The 16579-nt window shown below is 72.0% G+C and carries 16 protein-coding genes; 2 read left to right on the top strand and 14 right to left on the bottom strand.

The genetic code is table 11. The annotated features are described in order from the left end of the window. Nucleotides 1-9 precede the first annotated feature (9 nt). From DEO23_RS02725 to DEO23_RS02750, 6 genes are read right to left on the bottom strand one after another with little or no spacing between them, the layout of a single operon-like run. A complete protein-coding gene (locus DEO23_RS02725) occupies nucleotides 10-324 on the bottom strand; it encodes a CHY zinc finger protein (protein WP_109274447.1) in 315 nt (104 codons plus the stop codon). Further along, complete coding sequence (locus DEO23_RS02730) at nucleotides 321-923, bottom strand: energy-coupling factor transporter transmembrane component T family protein (RefSeq protein ID WP_109274448.1); 603 nt, start codon at nucleotides 921-923, stop codon at nucleotides 321-323. Before DEO23_RS02730 ends, DEO23_RS02725 begins: the two co-directional genes overlap by 4 nt. Further along, entirely contained in the window at nucleotides 917-1603 is a 687-nt protein-coding gene (locus tag DEO23_RS02735) for an energy-coupling factor ABC transporter ATP-binding protein (protein ID WP_109274449.1), read from the bottom strand. Before DEO23_RS02735 ends, DEO23_RS02730 begins: the two co-directional genes overlap by 7 nt. After that, nucleotides 1600-2727, bottom strand: a complete 1128-nt coding sequence (locus DEO23_RS02740) for a thiolase family protein (RefSeq protein ID WP_109274450.1) — start codon at nucleotides 2725-2727, stop codon at nucleotides 1600-1602. Before DEO23_RS02740 ends, DEO23_RS02735 begins: the two co-directional genes overlap by 4 nt. Next, nucleotides 2717-3862 carry an AMP-binding protein gene (locus DEO23_RS02745; RefSeq protein WP_109274451.1) on the bottom strand — a complete coding sequence of 382 codons (1146 nt, stop codon included), beginning with the start codon at nucleotides 3860-3862 and terminating at the stop codon, nucleotides 2717-2719. The genes DEO23_RS02740 and DEO23_RS02745 overlap by 11 nt, the downstream gene beginning before the upstream one ends. Next, nucleotides 3859-4515, bottom strand: coding sequence for a biotin transporter BioY (locus DEO23_RS02750; protein ID WP_109274452.1), 657 nt, complete (start codon nucleotides 4513-4515; stop codon nucleotides 3859-3861). The genes DEO23_RS02745 and DEO23_RS02750 overlap by 4 nt, the downstream gene beginning before the upstream one ends. A gap of 61 nt (nucleotides 4516-4576) precedes the next feature. Between DEO23_RS02750 and DEO23_RS02755 the strand changes: the two genes are divergently transcribed. Then, complete coding sequence (locus DEO23_RS02755) at nucleotides 4577-5215, top strand: TetR family transcriptional regulator (protein WP_240613175.1); 639 nt, start codon at nucleotides 4577-4579, stop codon at nucleotides 5213-5215. 101 nt (nucleotides 5216-5316) lie between these two features. On the opposite strand, the gene DEO23_RS02760 is transcribed toward DEO23_RS02755, so the two are convergent. Together DEO23_RS02760 and DEO23_RS02765 are read right to left on the bottom strand one after the other, a co-directional pair. Further along, on the bottom strand, nucleotides 5317-6141 hold the full coding sequence (locus DEO23_RS02760) for a hypothetical protein (protein ID WP_109274453.1): 825 nt from the start codon (nucleotides 6139-6141) through the stop codon (nucleotides 5317-5319). Nucleotides 6142-6529: 388 nt separating this feature from the next. Then, nucleotides 6530-6817 carry a hypothetical protein gene (locus tag DEO23_RS02765; protein ID WP_109274454.1) on the bottom strand — a complete coding sequence of 96 codons (288 nt, stop codon included), beginning with the start codon at nucleotides 6815-6817 and terminating at the stop codon, nucleotides 6530-6532. Between the two features lie 98 nt (nucleotides 6818-6915). On the opposite strand from DEO23_RS02765, the gene DEO23_RS02770 reads away from it, so the two are divergent. Next, a complete protein-coding gene (locus tag DEO23_RS02770; RefSeq protein WP_109274455.1) occupies nucleotides 6916-7104 on the top strand; it encodes a hypothetical protein in 189 nt (62 codons plus the stop codon). 572 nt (nucleotides 7105-7676) lie between these two features. Here the strand turns inward: DEO23_RS02770 and DEO23_RS02780 are convergent. From DEO23_RS02780 to DEO23_RS02805, 6 genes are all read right to left on the bottom strand, one after another. Continuing rightward, a complete protein-coding gene (locus DEO23_RS02780; RefSeq protein ID WP_109274457.1) occupies nucleotides 7677-8483 on the bottom strand; it encodes a hypothetical protein in 807 nt (268 codons plus the stop codon). 408 nt (nucleotides 8484-8891) lie between these two features. Next, nucleotides 8892-9521, bottom strand: coding sequence for a hypothetical protein (locus DEO23_RS02785; protein WP_133249826.1), 630 nt, complete (start codon nucleotides 9519-9521; stop codon nucleotides 8892-8894). A gap of 393 nt (nucleotides 9522-9914) precedes the next feature. Further along, complete coding sequence (locus DEO23_RS02790) at nucleotides 9915-13226, bottom strand: GH92 family glycosyl hydrolase (protein ID WP_109274459.1); 3312 nt, start codon at nucleotides 13224-13226, stop codon at nucleotides 9915-9917. Nucleotides 13227-13276: 50 nt separating this feature from the next. Beyond that, a complete protein-coding gene (locus DEO23_RS02795) occupies nucleotides 13277-14596 on the bottom strand; it encodes an APC family permease (protein WP_109274460.1) in 1320 nt (439 codons plus the stop codon). Between the two features lie 40 nt (nucleotides 14597-14636). Further along, entirely contained in the window at nucleotides 14637-15473 is an 837-nt protein-coding gene (locus DEO23_RS02800; RefSeq protein WP_109274461.1) for a DUF1684 domain-containing protein, read from the bottom strand. After that, nucleotides 15470-16429 (bottom strand): ATP-grasp domain-containing protein, encoded by a 960-nt coding sequence (locus DEO23_RS02805; RefSeq protein WP_109274462.1) that lies wholly within the window; start codon nucleotides 16427-16429, stop codon nucleotides 15470-15472. Before DEO23_RS02805 ends, DEO23_RS02800 begins: the two co-directional genes overlap by 4 nt. Nucleotides 16430-16579: the final 150 nt, after the last annotated feature.

Raw genomic sequence — 16579 nt, forward strand, 5'->3', positions numbered from 1 at the left:
CTCCGCTGCTCACCCGAAGTAGATCGGGTGGTGCGCGGCGCAGCCGGGGTTGAAGGGTGCGGCGCACCGCGGGCAGGCATCCACGGCCGTGTACTCGGCGATGGTGAGTTCGCGCCGGCACGCGCCGCACAGCACGGCGTGCACGTTCTCGGACCCCTCCGGCCACGGCCGCGAGGGATGATCGGCGGTCTCCTCGTGGCACAGGTGGCAGGGGTAGTACTCGCCGCAGCAGGCGAAGCGGATCGCGATGATGTCCAACGGCGTCCGGTAGTGGATGCAGCGGGTGTGGTCGTCGACGGTCGGGCCGTGCACGTCGGGGGTCATCGCACTCCTCGTGCTGTCAGGGCCTCCCCGAGCTCGTCCGCGTGCTTGAGCGCGAGGATCAGGAACGGCACTGCGAAGCGCCGCAGGCTCGGTCGGGCGCTGCGGGCCCGCTGGGCCTCGCGCACCTGGCCGGCGGCGCGGGTGAGCGCGGGCACCGTGTTCAGGGTGACGGCCAGCAGCAGGGCGACGCGCTGCGGGTCGATGCGCAGGCGGGAGAGCGGCGAGAGGCCGCGCTCCATCGCATCGAGCAGGTCGGTGGTGCGCGTGGTCAGGGCCAGCAGCGCCGCGATCGAGATCAGGGCGGCGATCCGGGTGGTGTTCACGAGGGCGGGCCCCGGGCCCAGGAAGATCAGCTGGCCGACGGCGGTGACGATCAGGATCCAGCGCATCGCCACCAGCTGTCCGAGCAGAACGCGAAGGCCGATGCCGGGCACCGCGTAGCAGGCCAGGCAGAGCGCGGCGGGGATCGTGGCGGTCGGCCGCCCCCAGGCCTGCGGCAGCAGGGAGATCGCGAGCACCAGCGCCGCCAGGACGAGGGCCTTGCGTCCGGTGGCGAGCAGGTGCCACAGGCTGCTGCCGGGCCGGTAGAGCGTCACCATCGCAGGCTCTCCTCGTAGGCGGCGATGACCTCGGCCGACGCGCCGACGGCCGCGACCCGGCCCTCGGCCACGTACACGGCGCTCTCGCAGCGGCGGGCGAGTGCGAGGTCGTGGGTGACCAGCAGAAGACGGTGCGCACCCTCGGCGAGGAGATGGTCGGCGACGTGGCGTGCGTTGCGCGCATCCAGGTAGGCGGTCGGCTCGTCGGCGATCACCAGCTCGGGGCTGCGCACGAACGCCCCGCAGAGGGCGAGCAGCTGCTTCTGCCCGCCGGAGAGGTCGTGCGAGCTACGGTCCGCGAGATCGGAGAGACCGAAGCGCTCGAGCGCCGCCGTCACCCTCTCCGCCCGCTCGGCACGTCGGAGCCGGTCGCCGCGCAGGGAGAAGGCGACGTCCTCGGCGACCGTCGGCATCACGATCTGCGCATCGGGGTTGCTGAACACGATCGCGACCCGGCGTCGCAGCTCGGCGGCCTGACGCCGGGGATCGAGCCCCAGCACCTCGACCGTGCCGGAGGAGGCGGGGAGCAGCCCTCCGACCAGGCGCGCGAGGGTGGATTTCCCCGAGCCGTTGTCACCGAGGACCGCCGTCGTCCGGGCATCGAGGGTCAGCGAGACGTCCCGCAGCGCCTCGACCTCGCCCAGTCGCACGCTCGCGTCCTCGAGCACGATGCCGTTCATGCGACGACCTCCACGACGGCCGCGACGCCCATCCCGCCGCCGACGGAGGCGGCGGCGACCCCGAGCGTCCCGGGCCTCGCGCCGCCGCGGACGAGGCGGCTGAACAGGCGCACCACGCTCACGGCACCGCTCGCGCCCCACGGATGGCCGAGCGCGAGGGCGCCGCCGTCGGCGCACACCCGCGGGTCGTCGTCGGCGAGGTCCAGCCGTCCCAGCACAGCCAGGACCTGGGCGGCGAACGCCTCCACGATCTCGACCGCCGCGATCTGGTCGATGCCGACGCCGGCGCGCTCGAGAGCCGCGGTGATCGCGGGCGCCGCACCGACCCCGGGCAGGGCCGGGTCGCAGCCGACGACCGCGTGGCCGCGGATCGCGAGGCCGGGGACCCCGGGCGCCGCCCGGCGGGGAAGGAGCGCGACCGCCGCGGCGCCGTCGCTGATCCGCGTGGCGGTGCCGGCGGTGACGGTGCCGTCCGCTGCCAGCGGGGTCAGGCGTGGCAGCAGGGCCTCCGCGCGGCCGATCGCGTCGTCGTCCGTGGCGCTCCCCAGGGGGACGAGCTCCGCGTCGAAGCGTCCGGATTCGTGTGCGCTGCGGGCGCGCCGGTGGCTGCGGGCCGCGTACGCGTCCTGCCGCGCGCGGTCGATGCCGTCGTGCCGGGCGAGCTCGTCGGCCGCTGCGGGCATGTCGGGGTCCGGCCGACCGGCGGGAGCGAAGGGCGCGCGGGCATACGTCACCCCGTCGATCGAGCGCACCGGCGCGGTCGACGCGCTCTCGACGCCGCCGGCGAGCCGTGGACGTTCGTCGCCCGCACCGATCGCCGTGGCCGCGTCGATGATCGCGGCGAGCCCGCTCCCGCACTGCCGGTCGACGGTCGCACCGGTCACCTCGGGACCGAGGCCCGCGGCGAGAGCCGAGACGCGGGCGGGGTTGCCACCGGGTCCCGTGCAGTTCCCGAGCACGACGTCGGCCGGGTGGAGCCCGTGCCCGAGCGCGGCAGAGGCATCGGCGCTCACCACCTGCAGGACGGGCCCCACGAGCTGCTCGACCCGCAGGTCCGCGAGCGCCCGGCCGCGGGTGGCGATCGGTGTGCGCCGGGCGGCGATGATGACGGCTTCATCCGGCACGGCGGGTCACCTCCCCGTCGAGGACGAGGCGCAGCGCCTCCGCGCGGGCCAACTTGCCGGCCGGCGTGCGCGGGACCTGTCCGGTGAACCAGAGCCGGGGGCGGCTCGCCGGGGTGAGTGCGGCCTCGGCGGACCGGCGCAGGTCCGGATCGTGCGTTGCCTCCGACTCGACCTCGACGAGGGCCGCGACCAGGTGACCCACGGCCGCGGCGGGGACCCCGAAGACCACGGCGTCTGCGATACCGGGAACGCTTCGCAGGGCCGCCTCGACCTCCTCGGGGACCACGGTCGCCGAGGCGGTGAGGATGGCCCCGTCGGCGCGGCCGCGCAGTCGCAGCACGCCGCTCTCGATCTCGGCCAGGTCGCCGACGGTGCACCACGCACCGTCCGTGCGCAGCGGCGCGGGCCGGCCGAGGTATCCGAGCGCAGCGTAGGGACTGCGCACCCACAGCTCACCGTCGCGGATCTCGAGGTCGACGCCGGGGAAGGGGCGCAGCCCCGTGCCGTCGTCGACGGCCACGAAGGACAGCTCGGCCGCCCCGTAGTAGGCGATGACGCGGATACCGTGCGCCTCGGCCGCCGTGCGCAGCGCGGGGTCGAGGTCCGAGCCGCCGACGAGCGCGGTGCGCACCGTGAGCGGATCATCCGAGGCCAGCAGCGCGCGCAGACCCTGCGGCGTCCCGTGGACGGCCGTGGGGGAGTGGCCGGCCCTGCTGCGTCCGGTTCCGTCGTCCTCGGATCCACCGCCTCCGGTCCGGCCGAGGACCGGACGCGGACCGCCGTCCTCGGCGTGCGCCAGGGAGAACAGGGTCAACGACGACGAGGCGGGTGCGGGCAGCAGGACCTCGTCCTCCGGGCCCGCCTCCAGCAGAGCGGTGACGGCGGGGAAGGAACGGCTCCAGGACTCCGCCGTCCGCACGACGATGCGCGGCGCCCCGCTGCTGCCCGAGGTGAGGGCCGCCCATGCCGTTCCTTCTGGAAGGGGAGCGCTCGCGGCCAGGTCACGGACGGAGCCCCACTGCTCGTCGGACCAGCGCTCGTCACCGATCAGCGGCACGTCGCCGTCGGCGCGCACCGCGCGGAGACGCTCGAGCACCTGCTCCTGGGGTGCTCGCAGCGGGACGATCCGTGTCATCGCCCGCTTCCGACCGGCCGGCTCCCGACCGCCTGGCTCCGGGCCCCCTCGGAACGGCGTCGCGAGGTGCGTGCCCACTCCCGCCGGAAGGCGCGCGGGTACGCGCGCACCAGCGTCCTCACCACGAGGGTGGCGATCACGGCCTTGATCAAGTCACCGGGGACGAACACGAGGCTCTGCAGCGCGGTCGACCCCAGCGGCAGATGGGTGACGGCGCTCTGCACGGGGATGCCGATCGCGTAGACCGCACCGATGCCACCGACGACGATGCCCAGCAGCGTGCGCCACCACACCGGCTTGCGGGCGCCCGCGTGCACGATCAGACCGATCACGAAGGCGCCGAGGATCCAGCCGAGAGCGAATCCGCCGGTGGGTCCGATGAAGACCGTCGCGCCACCGCGCCCTCCGGCGAGCAGCGGGAGGCCCGCGGCGACCAGTGTGAGCAGCGCGGTCATCGACAGCGCCCCGAGCCACGGGCCCAGGATCGCCCCGGCCAGCATGACCCCGAGCGTCTGGGCGGTGATCGGCACGGCGCCGAACACCGAGAAGCCGCCCGGCAGTCCCAGCACCGCGACGATGCCGGCGAACACCGCCACCCGGGCCAGGTCCGTGGCGTCCACACCTCGTCGCCCTCTGGGCCTTGCTTCGTCCACGCGCACTCCCGAACCGAACCTGAACGCCGTTCAGGTGAACGGCGTTCAGTAGAGTAGCGCCGTGGCTGAGCAGCGGACAAACCTGAGCCCCCGGCGCACCCGACGCTCGCGGGCCGACATCGTCGAGGCCGCGCTCGGCATCCTGGAGGAGCAGGGGCTCCCGGACCTGACGATGCGCCGCCTGGGCGAGGTGCTCGACCTGCAGGCCAGCGCCCTCTACTGGCACTTCACGAACAAGCAGAGCCTGCTGGCCGCGGTCAGCGAACGCATCCTCGCGCCGGTCACCGCGGGCGGGTGGGAATCAGGATCGCTGCGCGACGCGGTGATCGAGGCGGGGACACAGCTGCACGAGTGCCTCCTGGCCTGGCGCGACGGTTCCGAACTGGTCTCCAGCTCGCTCGCACTCGGGCTGATCGACGCGCCGCTCCACGAGCCCCTCATCGCGACCGCCCGACGCCTCGGGGCGCCGGAGGCCCTGGCTCGCACCGCCGCGGAAGCGGTCACGCACTTCGTGATCGGGCATGCCTTCCACGAGCAGCAGCAGCGTCAGGCCGCACGGCTCGGCGCGCTCGCGGCGTCGCGACCCGGGGCGGCGCCTGAGCATCCGGAGACACCCTCGACACCACCGTCGGAGTTCTCGGCGGGACTCGAGCTCATCGCGGCCGGGGTCGAGGCTTCGGTGGGCGCGTCCCCCGCATGAGACGGAGTCGTGCCCGGTTCCTTCCTCTCGCCTCCCGACGGAGGCAGGAACCGGGCACGACGGCCATGGGGCGGAGCGACAGGGAGTCGCTCCGGCGTGGGTCAGCTCCCTTCGGGGAGCTCGCCGAGCAGGTAGGTCACCATGTCGTTGCCCCGCACGGCTGTGCCGTACCAGGTGGTGGTCACGCGCGTCCCGCCGGAGGGGTAGCTCACGCGACCGACGATGGTCTTCCCGTCGTTCATCAGCGACACGTCGCGCACGCGGACGGGGTTCGGCCCGTCTTCGCCGAAGCTGAAGCCGACGGCGTTGGAGATGATCGTGGTCGCCTCCTCCATGGTCACGTCGGCCGGGGACTCCGCGAGGGTCGCAGACTCGACGATCGACGCCTTGGGGGGCAGGAGGACCGACCAGCCGCGCGTGCCGAGGACGTGGAGGAGCAGCGCTCGTGACTGAGGGTTGGCGGTGCGGACGAGCTGGGCCTCGGCCAAGGTCTCGATCCCGTCGTCGTCGGCGAAGCTCACCGAGACCGGCCCCCCGTCGAGACGGGCGGTCTCGGAGACCTCGATGTCGTACTGGTCCACCTGCGGGTCCTCGCCGTAGGGGGTGAAGTTGACGACGCCGTCGGCCTTCTTGATGTTCGCCGGGCTAAGCTCGGCGATCGGTCCCGAGTCGTACAGCACTGCGTGGGACGAGATGTAGCCGTCGAGCTTGGAACGCAGGGGATCGGTGAAGATCGTTCCCTCCCAGCTGTCAGGGAGCTTGACATCCCCCGTGCTCGACCTCGTGTGCTCCCCGCCCGGCCCTGCAGGGGCCGCCTGGGCCGAGGTGACCAGGCCGGTGCCGGCCAGGGCGCCCCCGGTGAGTGCGAGGGAGGAGCGCAGGAACGCGCTGCGACTGATGGTGCGGGTGCTGCGTGCGGGGGTCATGACGGTTCCTTCCGTGATGAGGGGAAGAGATGTCGGCCGATTCGCGAGGCGATCACCGTGCCGCTGTCATGACCAACTCTTTACGAGTGCTTGACCGGAGTCAAGGGTAAGAATCAGGCGCTGCGAGGTCTTCGCAGGTCACTCCTAAGAAATTAGTTCCACCATGAGCGTGTCAGAACAAAATAAGTTCCGTCGCGCGAGCACCGGGCTGGCCGATGGTGGTCGCTCCTGTGGGGTCGGCGCGTTGTGGGTGCCTGGTCAAGCCGGGGCGTCGTCGTCCGCTCGGGGCAGAGTCGTACCCGGTTCCTCCCTCTCGCCCCCCGACGATGGGCAGGAACCGGGCACGACGTTCATGGGCCGGGGCGGCCGAGCGCCGCCCCGGGATGGGTCAGCTCCCCTCGGGGAGCGCGCCGAACAGGTACGCCCAGCCGCCGTCGCCGCCGACGGCGGTGCCGTACCAGGTGTAGCGGAGGTCGCCGCCGTCGAGGCGGTACCTGACGTCGCCGACGATGTGCTGGCCGTCGTCCAGGACCTGGACGTTGCTCACGCGTGCCGGGTTGTCGCCGTCCTCGGCGAAGCTCAGCGCGACGGCATTGGCGAGCATCGTGCGGGCCATGCTCTTCGTGACCTGCACGGGGGAGTCGACCCGGGCGAGATCCTTGACGATCGGGGCCATCGGGGGGGAGGTCGATCGACCACCCCTGGGTGCCGACGATGTGCAGCAGAAGGCCTCGTGTGTGCGGGTCGGCGGTCTGGACGAGCTGCACCTCGCCCATGATCTCGATCCCCTCGCTGTCGGCGAACCGCACCGACACCGGCCCGCCGTCGAGGCGCACGGTATCGAAGACCTCGACGCTGTACTTCTCCTCCATCGTGTCCGTGCCGTACGGCAGGAAGTTCACGAAGCCGTCGGCCTCCTCGACCTTCTTAGCGCTGAGCTCGTCGATCGGCCCCTCGTCGTAGAGCGTCGTGAAGCTGGCGACGTACCCGTCGAGCTCGGTCGGCAGGGACTGGGTGAAGACCGTCCCGTCCCAGCTGCCGGGGAGCTCGACGCCCTTCCCGCCCGACGTCGTGTGCTCGCCACCCGACCCCGTAGGGGCCGCCTGGGCAGAGGTGACCAGGCCGGTGCCGGCCAGGGCGCCACCGGTGAGAGCGAGGGACGAGCGCAGGAATGCGCTGCGGCTGATGGTGCGGGTGCTGCGTGCGGAGGACATGACGGTCCCTTCCGTGGTGAGGGGAAGTGCTGTCGGCCGGATCGCCGGGGCGAAGCCGTGCCGCTAACGTGACCAAGCCTTTACGAAGGCTTGACTCAGGTCAAGCGGGAAATTCTCCCCCGAGAGCATCTCCGCAGGTCAATGCTGAGAAATTTGTTCCATCGCCCGCGTGTCGGAACGAAGAGACTTACGTGACGCACGTGACACAGAGGGATGTCGGGTGACGCAGAGTCGTGCCCGGTTCCTCCCTCTCGCCCCCCGACGGTGGGCAGGAACCGGGCACGACAGTCATTGTCCGGGGCGAGATGTCGCCCCGGTGGGTCACTCGGGGAGCTGCCCGAAGATGTACGCCCAGCCTTCGTAGCCCGGCACGGCGGTGCCGAACCAGGTGTGCTCCTCGAGGGCGCCGTCAACGGGGTAGCTCACCGTTCCGGAGATGTGCTGGTTGCCGTCGCTCCGCCGGAGGTTGGTGACCCTCGCCGGGTTGTCCCCGTTGGTCTGGAAGCTGAATCCGACGGCGTCCGCGAGCAGGTGGGATGCATCCTCCGCCGTGATCTGCGAGGGCGAGTCGACCGCGGCGCGGAACTCGACGATGGGTGTGCCCTTCGGGAGGGAGATGGTCTCCCAGTCGGGCGTCAGGATGTGCAGGAGCACGCCTCGGGCATCGGAGTTGGCCGTCTTGGTCAGGCGCGCCTCGGCCTGCACCTTGGTCCCTTGGTCTCCCGTGAGCACGACCCCGACGGGTTCGCCGTCGAGCTCCGCCACGGCCTCGGCGTGACCGGTGAACATCTCGTGCCCGTCCGACCCTTCGGGCATGAAACCGGCGACGGCTTCGGTCTCCACGAGCTGCTCAGGGCTGAGACTGGTGATGGGGCCGTCCTCGTACAGGGTCGAGTAGTTGTCGAGATACCCCCAGGAATTGCCGGGAACCGGCTCCGTGAAGACGGTGCCCTTCCAGCTCGCGGGCGGTGCGGCGACCGTCGATCCGGTCTCGGCGGCGCGGCCGACGGGTGTCGCGTGGGCCGACGTGGCGAGGCTGCCGACGCCGAGCGCGCCACCGGTGAGCGCGACGGTCGAACGCAGGAACGCGCCACGGGTGATGCCGTGAGTGCTGTGGTTCGTGGTCATCGTGATCTCTCCTCCGTGATGTGGGGAAGTGATGCCGGCGGGCCACCGGAGTGGCGCCTGCCGCGTGCATGACCAACCGTTGACCTTTGCTTGACCGGACTCAAGGGGCGAGTTTCGGGCATTTCGGCGCCGTTGCAGGTCAGGGCTAGGAAATTACTTTTGCAAGATGCGAGTTCTAGGGAGTGTTCTTTCGCGCTAGGGGCTGTGTGGTGGTGTCGTGGACGAGTGGAACGGTCTCGGTCGCCGGCGCTTCGGGGTGGCGCATCGGGGGTCTGCGCGCAGAGCGCCCCGCTCTCGCGGACGGGAGCGGGGCGCTCTGCGAAGGGTTCGCCGATGCGTCGTATCGGCGATCGGGTGGCCGCGGGAGAGGGCTCCCTGAGGGGTGTCCCCGGGGTCGGCTCGGAGCGCTCAGCTGTCGGGCAGCTGCCCGAACAGGTAGGACCACACACCCTCGATCTCGCTGACCGCTGTGCCGTACCACCGGTGGCGCAGCTTCTCGCCCCCGAGCGGATAGGTCACGCGCCCCACGGTGTGCCGTCCACCGTCCAGGATCTGCAACGAGTCGGCGGTGGCAGGGTTGTCTCCGTCGGGGTGGAACGCGGTGCCGACCGCTCCCGCGAGCAGTTGCCGGGCGTCCTTCTTGGTGACGGCCGACAGGCTGTCCGCGAGGACGTTCGCGCTGACGATCGGTGTTCGACGCGGCAGACGCAGTCGCCATCCCGACGTGCCCACCACGTGCAGCAGGAGGGCGCGGCGCCTGGTGCTCGCCGTGCGCACCAGCTGCACCTGACCCCAGACCTCGGTGCCCTCTGCGCCGAGGAAGAAGGCCTCGACCGGTTCGGCATCGAGTCGAGCGGTGCCGGCGACGTACGGGGTGAAGGCTTCGGACGCGTCGCCGCGCGTGTTCGTGAAGTCCGCGAACCCCTCCTGCCCCTCGATCGTCTCGGCATCCAGTGACTGGATCGCGCCCTGGTCGAACAGCGGCCAGAAGTACGACAGCCAGCCGTCCTGGTACCCCGGGAGGGGGTCGGTGAACACGGTGTCGCTCCAGGACGCAGGGAGTCGCACGGCGGCTGCGGTGGCCTTCTCCGCTGCCACGGATTCCGACGGCGGCGCCGCCTGCGCGGTGCCGGCCGAGAGGGCGACAGCGCCCCCTGCGAGGAGTCCTGTGGAGCGGAGGAAGGAGCCCCGGCTGATCGGTCTGTGAGGCGTCGGAGAGGTGGGTGACGTGGACATGGTGGTCCTCTTCTCAGAGAGGGGAAGTGGTGTCCGCGGGGTCGCGAGCGCGATCTCTAGGCACGAACGAGGGTAAGAGTTGACCAACTCTTGACCTTCGTCAACCCCTGATGCGCGAGGCGGTGGCGCGGCCCCAGGTCATCTCACGAAAACTCGTTCCGCCATTCCGCCTCCCGAAGGAGACGACTTCCGACGTCAGCTCCCGGGGCGCGTTCCGAGCAGCTCGATCTGGGCGAGCGAGATCGGCTGCCGAGTCCCGGTAAGGACCAGGCGGTGCCGGACGGTTCCGCTCGACCCCGCCGGGGACGTGCCCATGGAACGCGAGGGCCGGAACGGGCGGGTCTGACGGCGCCAGCGGAACACCTGCTCGGTGCGCTCGTCGAGCACCTGCCACTCCGGCTCCGCCTCCCCGTCCTCTCCGGAGATCGTGTCCGCCCACGCGGCCTCGAGTCGCCACGAGGTCGGGTCCGCACCCTCTGTCGCCCCGGAGGTGAGGGTGTAGAACACCGGCCCCGTGGCCGGTGTCCGTTCCGCGTCGATCCCGGGCAGCTCGATCACGACTTCGCCGCCCTCCGGGTCGAAGCGCGCCTCGGTGCTCGAGGCGTCGTCCAGGAGCGGGTCCTCGGGATCGTGGGGGAGGAGGTCCACGAGAGGTTGCGGCACCCCGCCGGGCGATGTCGGGGAAGCCGGCGGGTCGTCGGCCGGACCGGGCTGGTCGCCCAGACGCACCCGGACGTCCCCGCGCAGCTCGCCGTGGCGGATCCAGGTGGTCGGGTGCGCCGTGCCCTCGACCGTCACCTGCTGCAGGAACGGATGGTCCAGCGCCTGGTCCTCGGCGCTGATGGTGAATCCCTCGCCGCCCAACGGGCGCACGCGGGCGGTCTCGAACAGCGGCGCGACCAGGTGGTAGACGTCCGTCCCGAGTTGCAGCGGGTACAGGCCCAGGGCGGTCAGCAGCCACCAGGCGCTCATCTCGCCGTTGTCCTCGTCGCCCGGGTAGCCCTGGCCGATCTGCTCGCCCGTGAACAGGCGCCGATGCACCTCCCGCACGATCTCCTGGGCGCGGTGCGGCGCCCCGGCGTGGTGGAAGAGGAAGGGGATGTGGTGGCTGGGCTGGTTCGACATGCCGAACTGGCCCATCCGCACCGCGCGGGCCTCGAGCATCTCGTGGATCACGCTGTCGTAGCCGCCCACGCGATCACCCGTCTCCGGGGTCGCGAAGAACTCCTCGAGCTTCGCCCGCAGAGCATCCCGGCCGCCGTACAGCGCGGCGAGCCCCTCGCCGTCGTGGGGGACGTGGAAGGCGAAGTTCCAGCCGTCGGTCTCGGTGAAGTCCCCGCCCCAGTCGCGCGGGTCGAACGTCCCGGGCGCCTGGGCGAAGGCGCCGTCGGCACGTCGGCCCTGGAAGAAGCCGACGGCGGGGTCGAACAGGAGCGCGTACCCGGCGCTGCGGGCCTCCAGGTACGCGGCCTCCTCCCGCAGCTCCGCGCGACGTGCCTCGGGGAGCTCGGGATCCTCCGCGAGACGCAGCGCCTGCGCGGCGAGGCCGTGGTCGTTGATGTGCGCCTCGAGGCTCCAGGAGACGGACTCGGGGGTGTCGTTGTCGACGTAGCCCGTGAACATCGCGCGATGAACGCCCTTGCGGCCGACGAGCCCATCGGGCGGGGCGACGGTGGCGTTGCGCAGACCGGCCTCGTAGGTCGCGAGCGGGTCGATCAGCTGCACGCCACGGGCCTCCGCGTCGGCGAAGGCCACGTCGGAGCTGGTGCCGGTCATGCAGTCGGCATACCCGGGGGAGGACCAGCGCGGGATCCAGCCGCCCTCGCGGTAGTGCTGGACGAAGCCGTCGACCAGGCGTGCGGCCAGCTGCGGGTAGAGCAGGGCGTACGCGGGCCAGCAGGTGCGGTAGGTGTCCCAGAACCCGTGGTTGACGAACAGCTCGCCCGGCAGGACCTGGGCATTCGTGCGGATGTCGGTGACCTTCCCGCGCGTGGGCGCGACGGGGGAGGCGTGCATCGGACGCGGATCCCGGGCCGAGCCGGTGTTCTCGTGCTGCGAGTTCGGGTAGAGGCTCAGGCGGTAGAGGTTCCCGTAGAGCGTGCGTCGCTGCGGCGGAGTCGCCCCTTCGACGTCGATCACCCCGAGCCGCTCGGACCACGCGGCGTGCGCGGCCCTCTGGAGCGTGCGCAGGTCGCGGCCCTTCAGCTCCAGGTCGAGGGTGTGGCGAGCCTGCTCGAGGCCGATGAAGCTCGTCGCCAGGTGCAGGGTGACCGTGCGGACGCCCTCGTCGAAGGTCGCCACGCGGGCGCTCGTGAGATCGGCGCCCGCCGGGCCGACGCGCACCGGCAGCGGGTCGAGCGTTCCGGCCACGAACATGCGCGAGCGCCCTGCTGCGCTGGCGGCGCCCTCGGTGCCGTTGTCGACCCAGCCGGAGAGCGAGCCGTCGAAGACGGCGCCGGCGAGATCGAACCGGGCGTTCTCGTCGGCGCCTTCGAGCAGGAGGTGGCGCCCGGTCGACTCCGGCGCGAAGGTGATCTCGAGGATCGCGCCGTGGTCGCTCGGGGCCAGGCTCAGCGCGGTGTCGTCCTCGAGCGTGACGGCGTACAGGTCGGGGCGGGCGGTCTCGTCGTCGTGGGAGAAGGCGCGCGAGCGGCCGACGGGGCTCGCGTCGGGGGAGTCGCCCGTCAGCGGCATGGCGATCAGCTGATTGCGGTCGCCCATCCAGGGGCTGGGCTGGTGGGAGACGGCCAGGCCCTGCAGCCGTGGCCGGTTCTGGTCGTCGTTGGCCCGGTGGTACTCGTAGGGCCAGCGCAGCGTGCGGGCGTTCGTCATCGGGGTGAAGAAGGCGAAGCCGTTCGGCCAGGCGGTGATCGGAAGGTTGTTGCCCCGGGAGAAGTCGCCCGAGGCGTTCGTCCCGCGGCGGGTGTCGACCCAGGCGACGGGATCGCTCGGCGAGGGGTCCGCGGGGATCGGCTCGATCCGCGGAGGGTCGATCCAGGCGACGAGGTCAGGCTGGTCGTCCTGGTCGTCCTGGTCGTCCTGGTCGTCCTGAACCTCCGGACCCGCCGAGGGCGGGTCCGCGACCACCAGCACGCCGACGATCGTGCGGCCGACGGCGGGGGTCAGGTCGACCTGGACGTCGTTCCACTGATCCGCGTACAGGATCTTGCCGGCGCCCTGCGCGGCGGCATCGACCGGGGTGCCGTACTGGTCGGTGGCGCCGAGCTGGGAGAGGCGGGTGCCGTCGGAGAGCTCGAGATCCACCGCGATGTGCGTGGCACCCCAGGTCAGGGCTTCATCGAGCGCGGGGTACACGACGGTGCGCAGGTGCTCCCCGGGGGCGATCACGTGCAGGACGGGATCGAGGTCGCGGTCCTCGAAGGGGAACGCCGCCTCGCTGTGCCGGCCGGCGGGGAACTGCGCGCGCACCGCCTCGGGAGAGTCGAACCCTGCATCGTCGCGACTGGTGGGACCGCCGACGGGCCCGCCTCCGGGGGTGAGGATCATCCCGCCATGCTACGCAGGTCACACCCGGGAACCGGGTTCCGACGGACGTGTCAGCCCTGCGACGTCGCGGCGCGCCGGCGCCACGCGGCGAGAGCGGCGAGCACGGCGGCAACGGCGAGCAGAGGGAGACCCCGCCTCCACACCTCGGCCTCGACCTGCGTGAGCAATAGCAGGCACGACAGGAGGCCGCCGACGGGCAGCACGGTCGGCGCGCGGAAGTGCCGGTGCTCGACGCGGTCGCGTCGCAGCACCAGTGCCGCTGCGTTCACCGCGAGGAAGACCACCAGCAGGAGGAGCACCATGGTGCCCGCGAGCACGTCCACGGTCCCGGTCAGGGCCAGCGCCAGCGACAGCGCCGTGGTCACGACGATGGCGACCCATGGCGTGCGTCGGCGGGGGAGCAGGCGGCCCAGGAACCCCGGCAGCAGGCCGTCGGCCGCCATCCCGTAGGCCAGGCGCGAGGACATGATGCCCGTGAGCAGGGCGCCGTTGGCGACGGCGACGAGGGCGACCGCGCTGAAGACCACGGGAGGCACGATCCCCGCCGCGGAGACGACCCGCGCGAGGGGTGCGGAGGAGCCGGCCAGGTCCTCGGTGGGCACCACCGCCGAGGCCACCACCCCCACGAGCGCATAGACCGCACCGGCGGTGAGCAGGGCCGCGAACAGCGCGCGCGGGTAGGAGCGCGCGGGATCCTTCGTCTCCTCGGCGATGTTCACGCTGGTCTCGAAACCGACATAGGAGTAGAACGCGAGGACGCTGCCCGCGAGGACGGCCGCCGCCGGGCCGTGGTCAGCGGTGCCGAGGGCCGTCAGGCGGCTCAGGTCGCCCTCGCCGCGCAGCAGGACGATCGCCCCGAGGGCGATCACCAGCAGGAGCCCGGAGACCTCGACGACCGTCGCCACCCGGTTCGTCGCCATGGATTCGGAGATGCCCCGCGCGTTCAGGGCCGCGAGCACGAGCAGGAACAGGACGACGACCAGGATCGTCGGGAGGGTGACGAAGGCGCGCAGATAGTCACCGGCGAACCCCAGTGCGAGGGCCCCCACCGAGACGATCCCCGCGGCGAGCATGCAGAAACCCACCAGGAAGCCGACGAAGGGTCCGAAGGCGCGGGTCGCGTAGTGGGAGGACCCTCCGGCGCGCGGGTACTTGGTCGAGAGCTCGGCGTACGACGAAGCCGTCAGCAGCGCGAGCCCGAGCGCGACGGCCAGGGGGATCCACAGCGCTCCACCGGCGATCGCGGCGATCTGCCCCGCCAGCACGTAGACCCCCGCCCCCAGCACGTCGCCGAGGATGAAGAGGAACAGGCTGAAGGTGGTGACCGTCCGGACGAGCGTGGGGGCACCGGAACTCCGCGACGAGGGCATGCGCGTCAGAGTACGCGCGCGCTCCTGTCCGGCATCCGCCTCAGCGCGACTCGACGCGTGCCCCCGGCACCTTCTCCCCGGCATCGACCGCGATCGGCAGCGTGTTCTCCTGCGGCGGGACCGGGCAGGTCGAGTAATCGGTGTAGGCGCACGGAAGATTGACCGATCGGTTGAAGTCGAGCACCACGGAGCCATCGGGCGCGGGCGCGGCCACCGAGAGCGACCTGCTCGCCGCATAGGTCGTGATCCCGCTCGTGGCGTCGCGGAACAGCACGGTGAGCGTGCCGTTCGCGCCCGAGAACGCGGTGAGGCGATGCTGCCGCTCGCCGACCGTGAACTCGATGTGACCCGGCGAGGAGAAGCTGTGCTCGATGCCCGGGAGGACGGCCTCGACACGGCGGGTGGCCGGCTCCTCGGCGGCGACGAAGCGGCCGGTCACCGCCCACTGCGGGTCCGCCGGGTAGGCCTTCGTGCCCGTGTAGGAGCCCAGGTAGGCGCTATCGGCCCGGCGCGGGCGCAGCATCACCCCGTTGCCGCGGCGCGAGACCTCCGCGAGGCCCTTCACGCCTCCGTCGACGAACGCCAGCAGGGCCGTCCCCGTGCGCAGGAACGGTGTCAGCTCCCGGGTTCCGCGCAGCTGCTCGCCGTCGACGGTGAGGACCTCGCCCTCACCGAGCTCGACGACGGGGCCGTTCGCACCGATCGCCCAGGCGCCGGGGACGCCGGGCACGCGCAGACGCGCGCGTCCCAGCCAATGCAGCCCGGTCGCCGCGAGGATGCCGAGCCGGTCCGTGCGGGTCTCCTCGTGGCTCTCGTGCCAGGCAGTCCACTCGGAGACGAAGTCGGCGTCGGCCGGCGCCCAGGCCTCGGCGCTCATGCGGCGTCCCGCACCGCGTCCACCGGCACCGAACCGCGCTCGGCGTCCAGCAGCTCCCCGAACCAGCGTGCGACCTGCCGCACGGCAGGGGTCGCGACCTCCTGCTCGACGGCCGGGTTGTAGTTCGAGTTCGTGTTCAGGTCGTAGGTGACCGTGCGGCCGTCGGTGGTGGTGAGGAACTCGATTCCGGCGATCTCGATGCCCAGGTCCGCGATCAGCTCCTCGTAGTGGCGGATCAGCGGGGTGCTCGCGGTGATCGTGGGGTCCAGACGGAAGGACGGACCCGCCGTCTCCCCCGGCAGTGCGCAGGCGTCGGCCGGGCACAGCTCGAAGCCGCTCGAGGTGTCCACGCGCACCGCGTAGACGAAGCGGCCGCCGACGAACTCCGCGCGCGTGATCACCGGCTCGGGCGCGACCAGCAGCTCTTGCAGGAGCGTCGTGCCGTCGGCCGGCTCCTCGAAGTCCTCGCCGGCGACGTAGGCCTCGAACGCGTCGTGGTCGTCGAAGCGGCGCACACCCAGTCCCTTGCCGCCCTGATCGTGCTTGGTGATGAAGGGGGCGGGCAGGGACTGCGCCGCCTCGGGCAGCAGGGCCCGGTCGTGGACCGCGAGGGTGCGCGGCACGTCGAAGCCGGCCCGGCGCAGGGCGGCGTGCTGCTGGACCTTGGAGACCTCGAGGTCGGCCACGCGCGAGCCGCCCACCACGCGGCGGTCCCAGGACTCGAGCCAGGCGAGGGTGCCGCGGGCGACGTCCTTGGCGTGGGGAGCGCCGCGGGTGTGCGAGGAGGCGCTCAGTCGCGACCAGAAGACGCCCTGCGGGGGCTCGGCGTCGAGGTCGAGCATGCCGCCGTCGAGCGGCCATTCGACCAGGGGGACGCCGGCGGCCTCGAAGGCCTCGGCGAACGGGACGATCCACTCGGGATTGTCGTGGAGCACGTGGACTGCGGGATCGGACATTCGGTCCTCCTGGGCGTCGGGTGGTCGGTGCTTCCGTGATGCGCGGGTGGGCCGACGCTAGCCCTTCCCGTGGCGGCGGGTGGGTGGCGGCGTCATCCGCCGTCATCCGGTGAGGGGGCCCACCGCCTATCAGCAGTATCTCTTATGCCC

This window comes from Brachybacterium endophyticum (genome assembly GCF_003130585.1).
GTDB classification, from domain to species: domain Bacteria; phylum Actinomycetota; class Actinomycetes; order Actinomycetales; family Dermabacteraceae; genus Brachybacterium; species Brachybacterium endophyticum.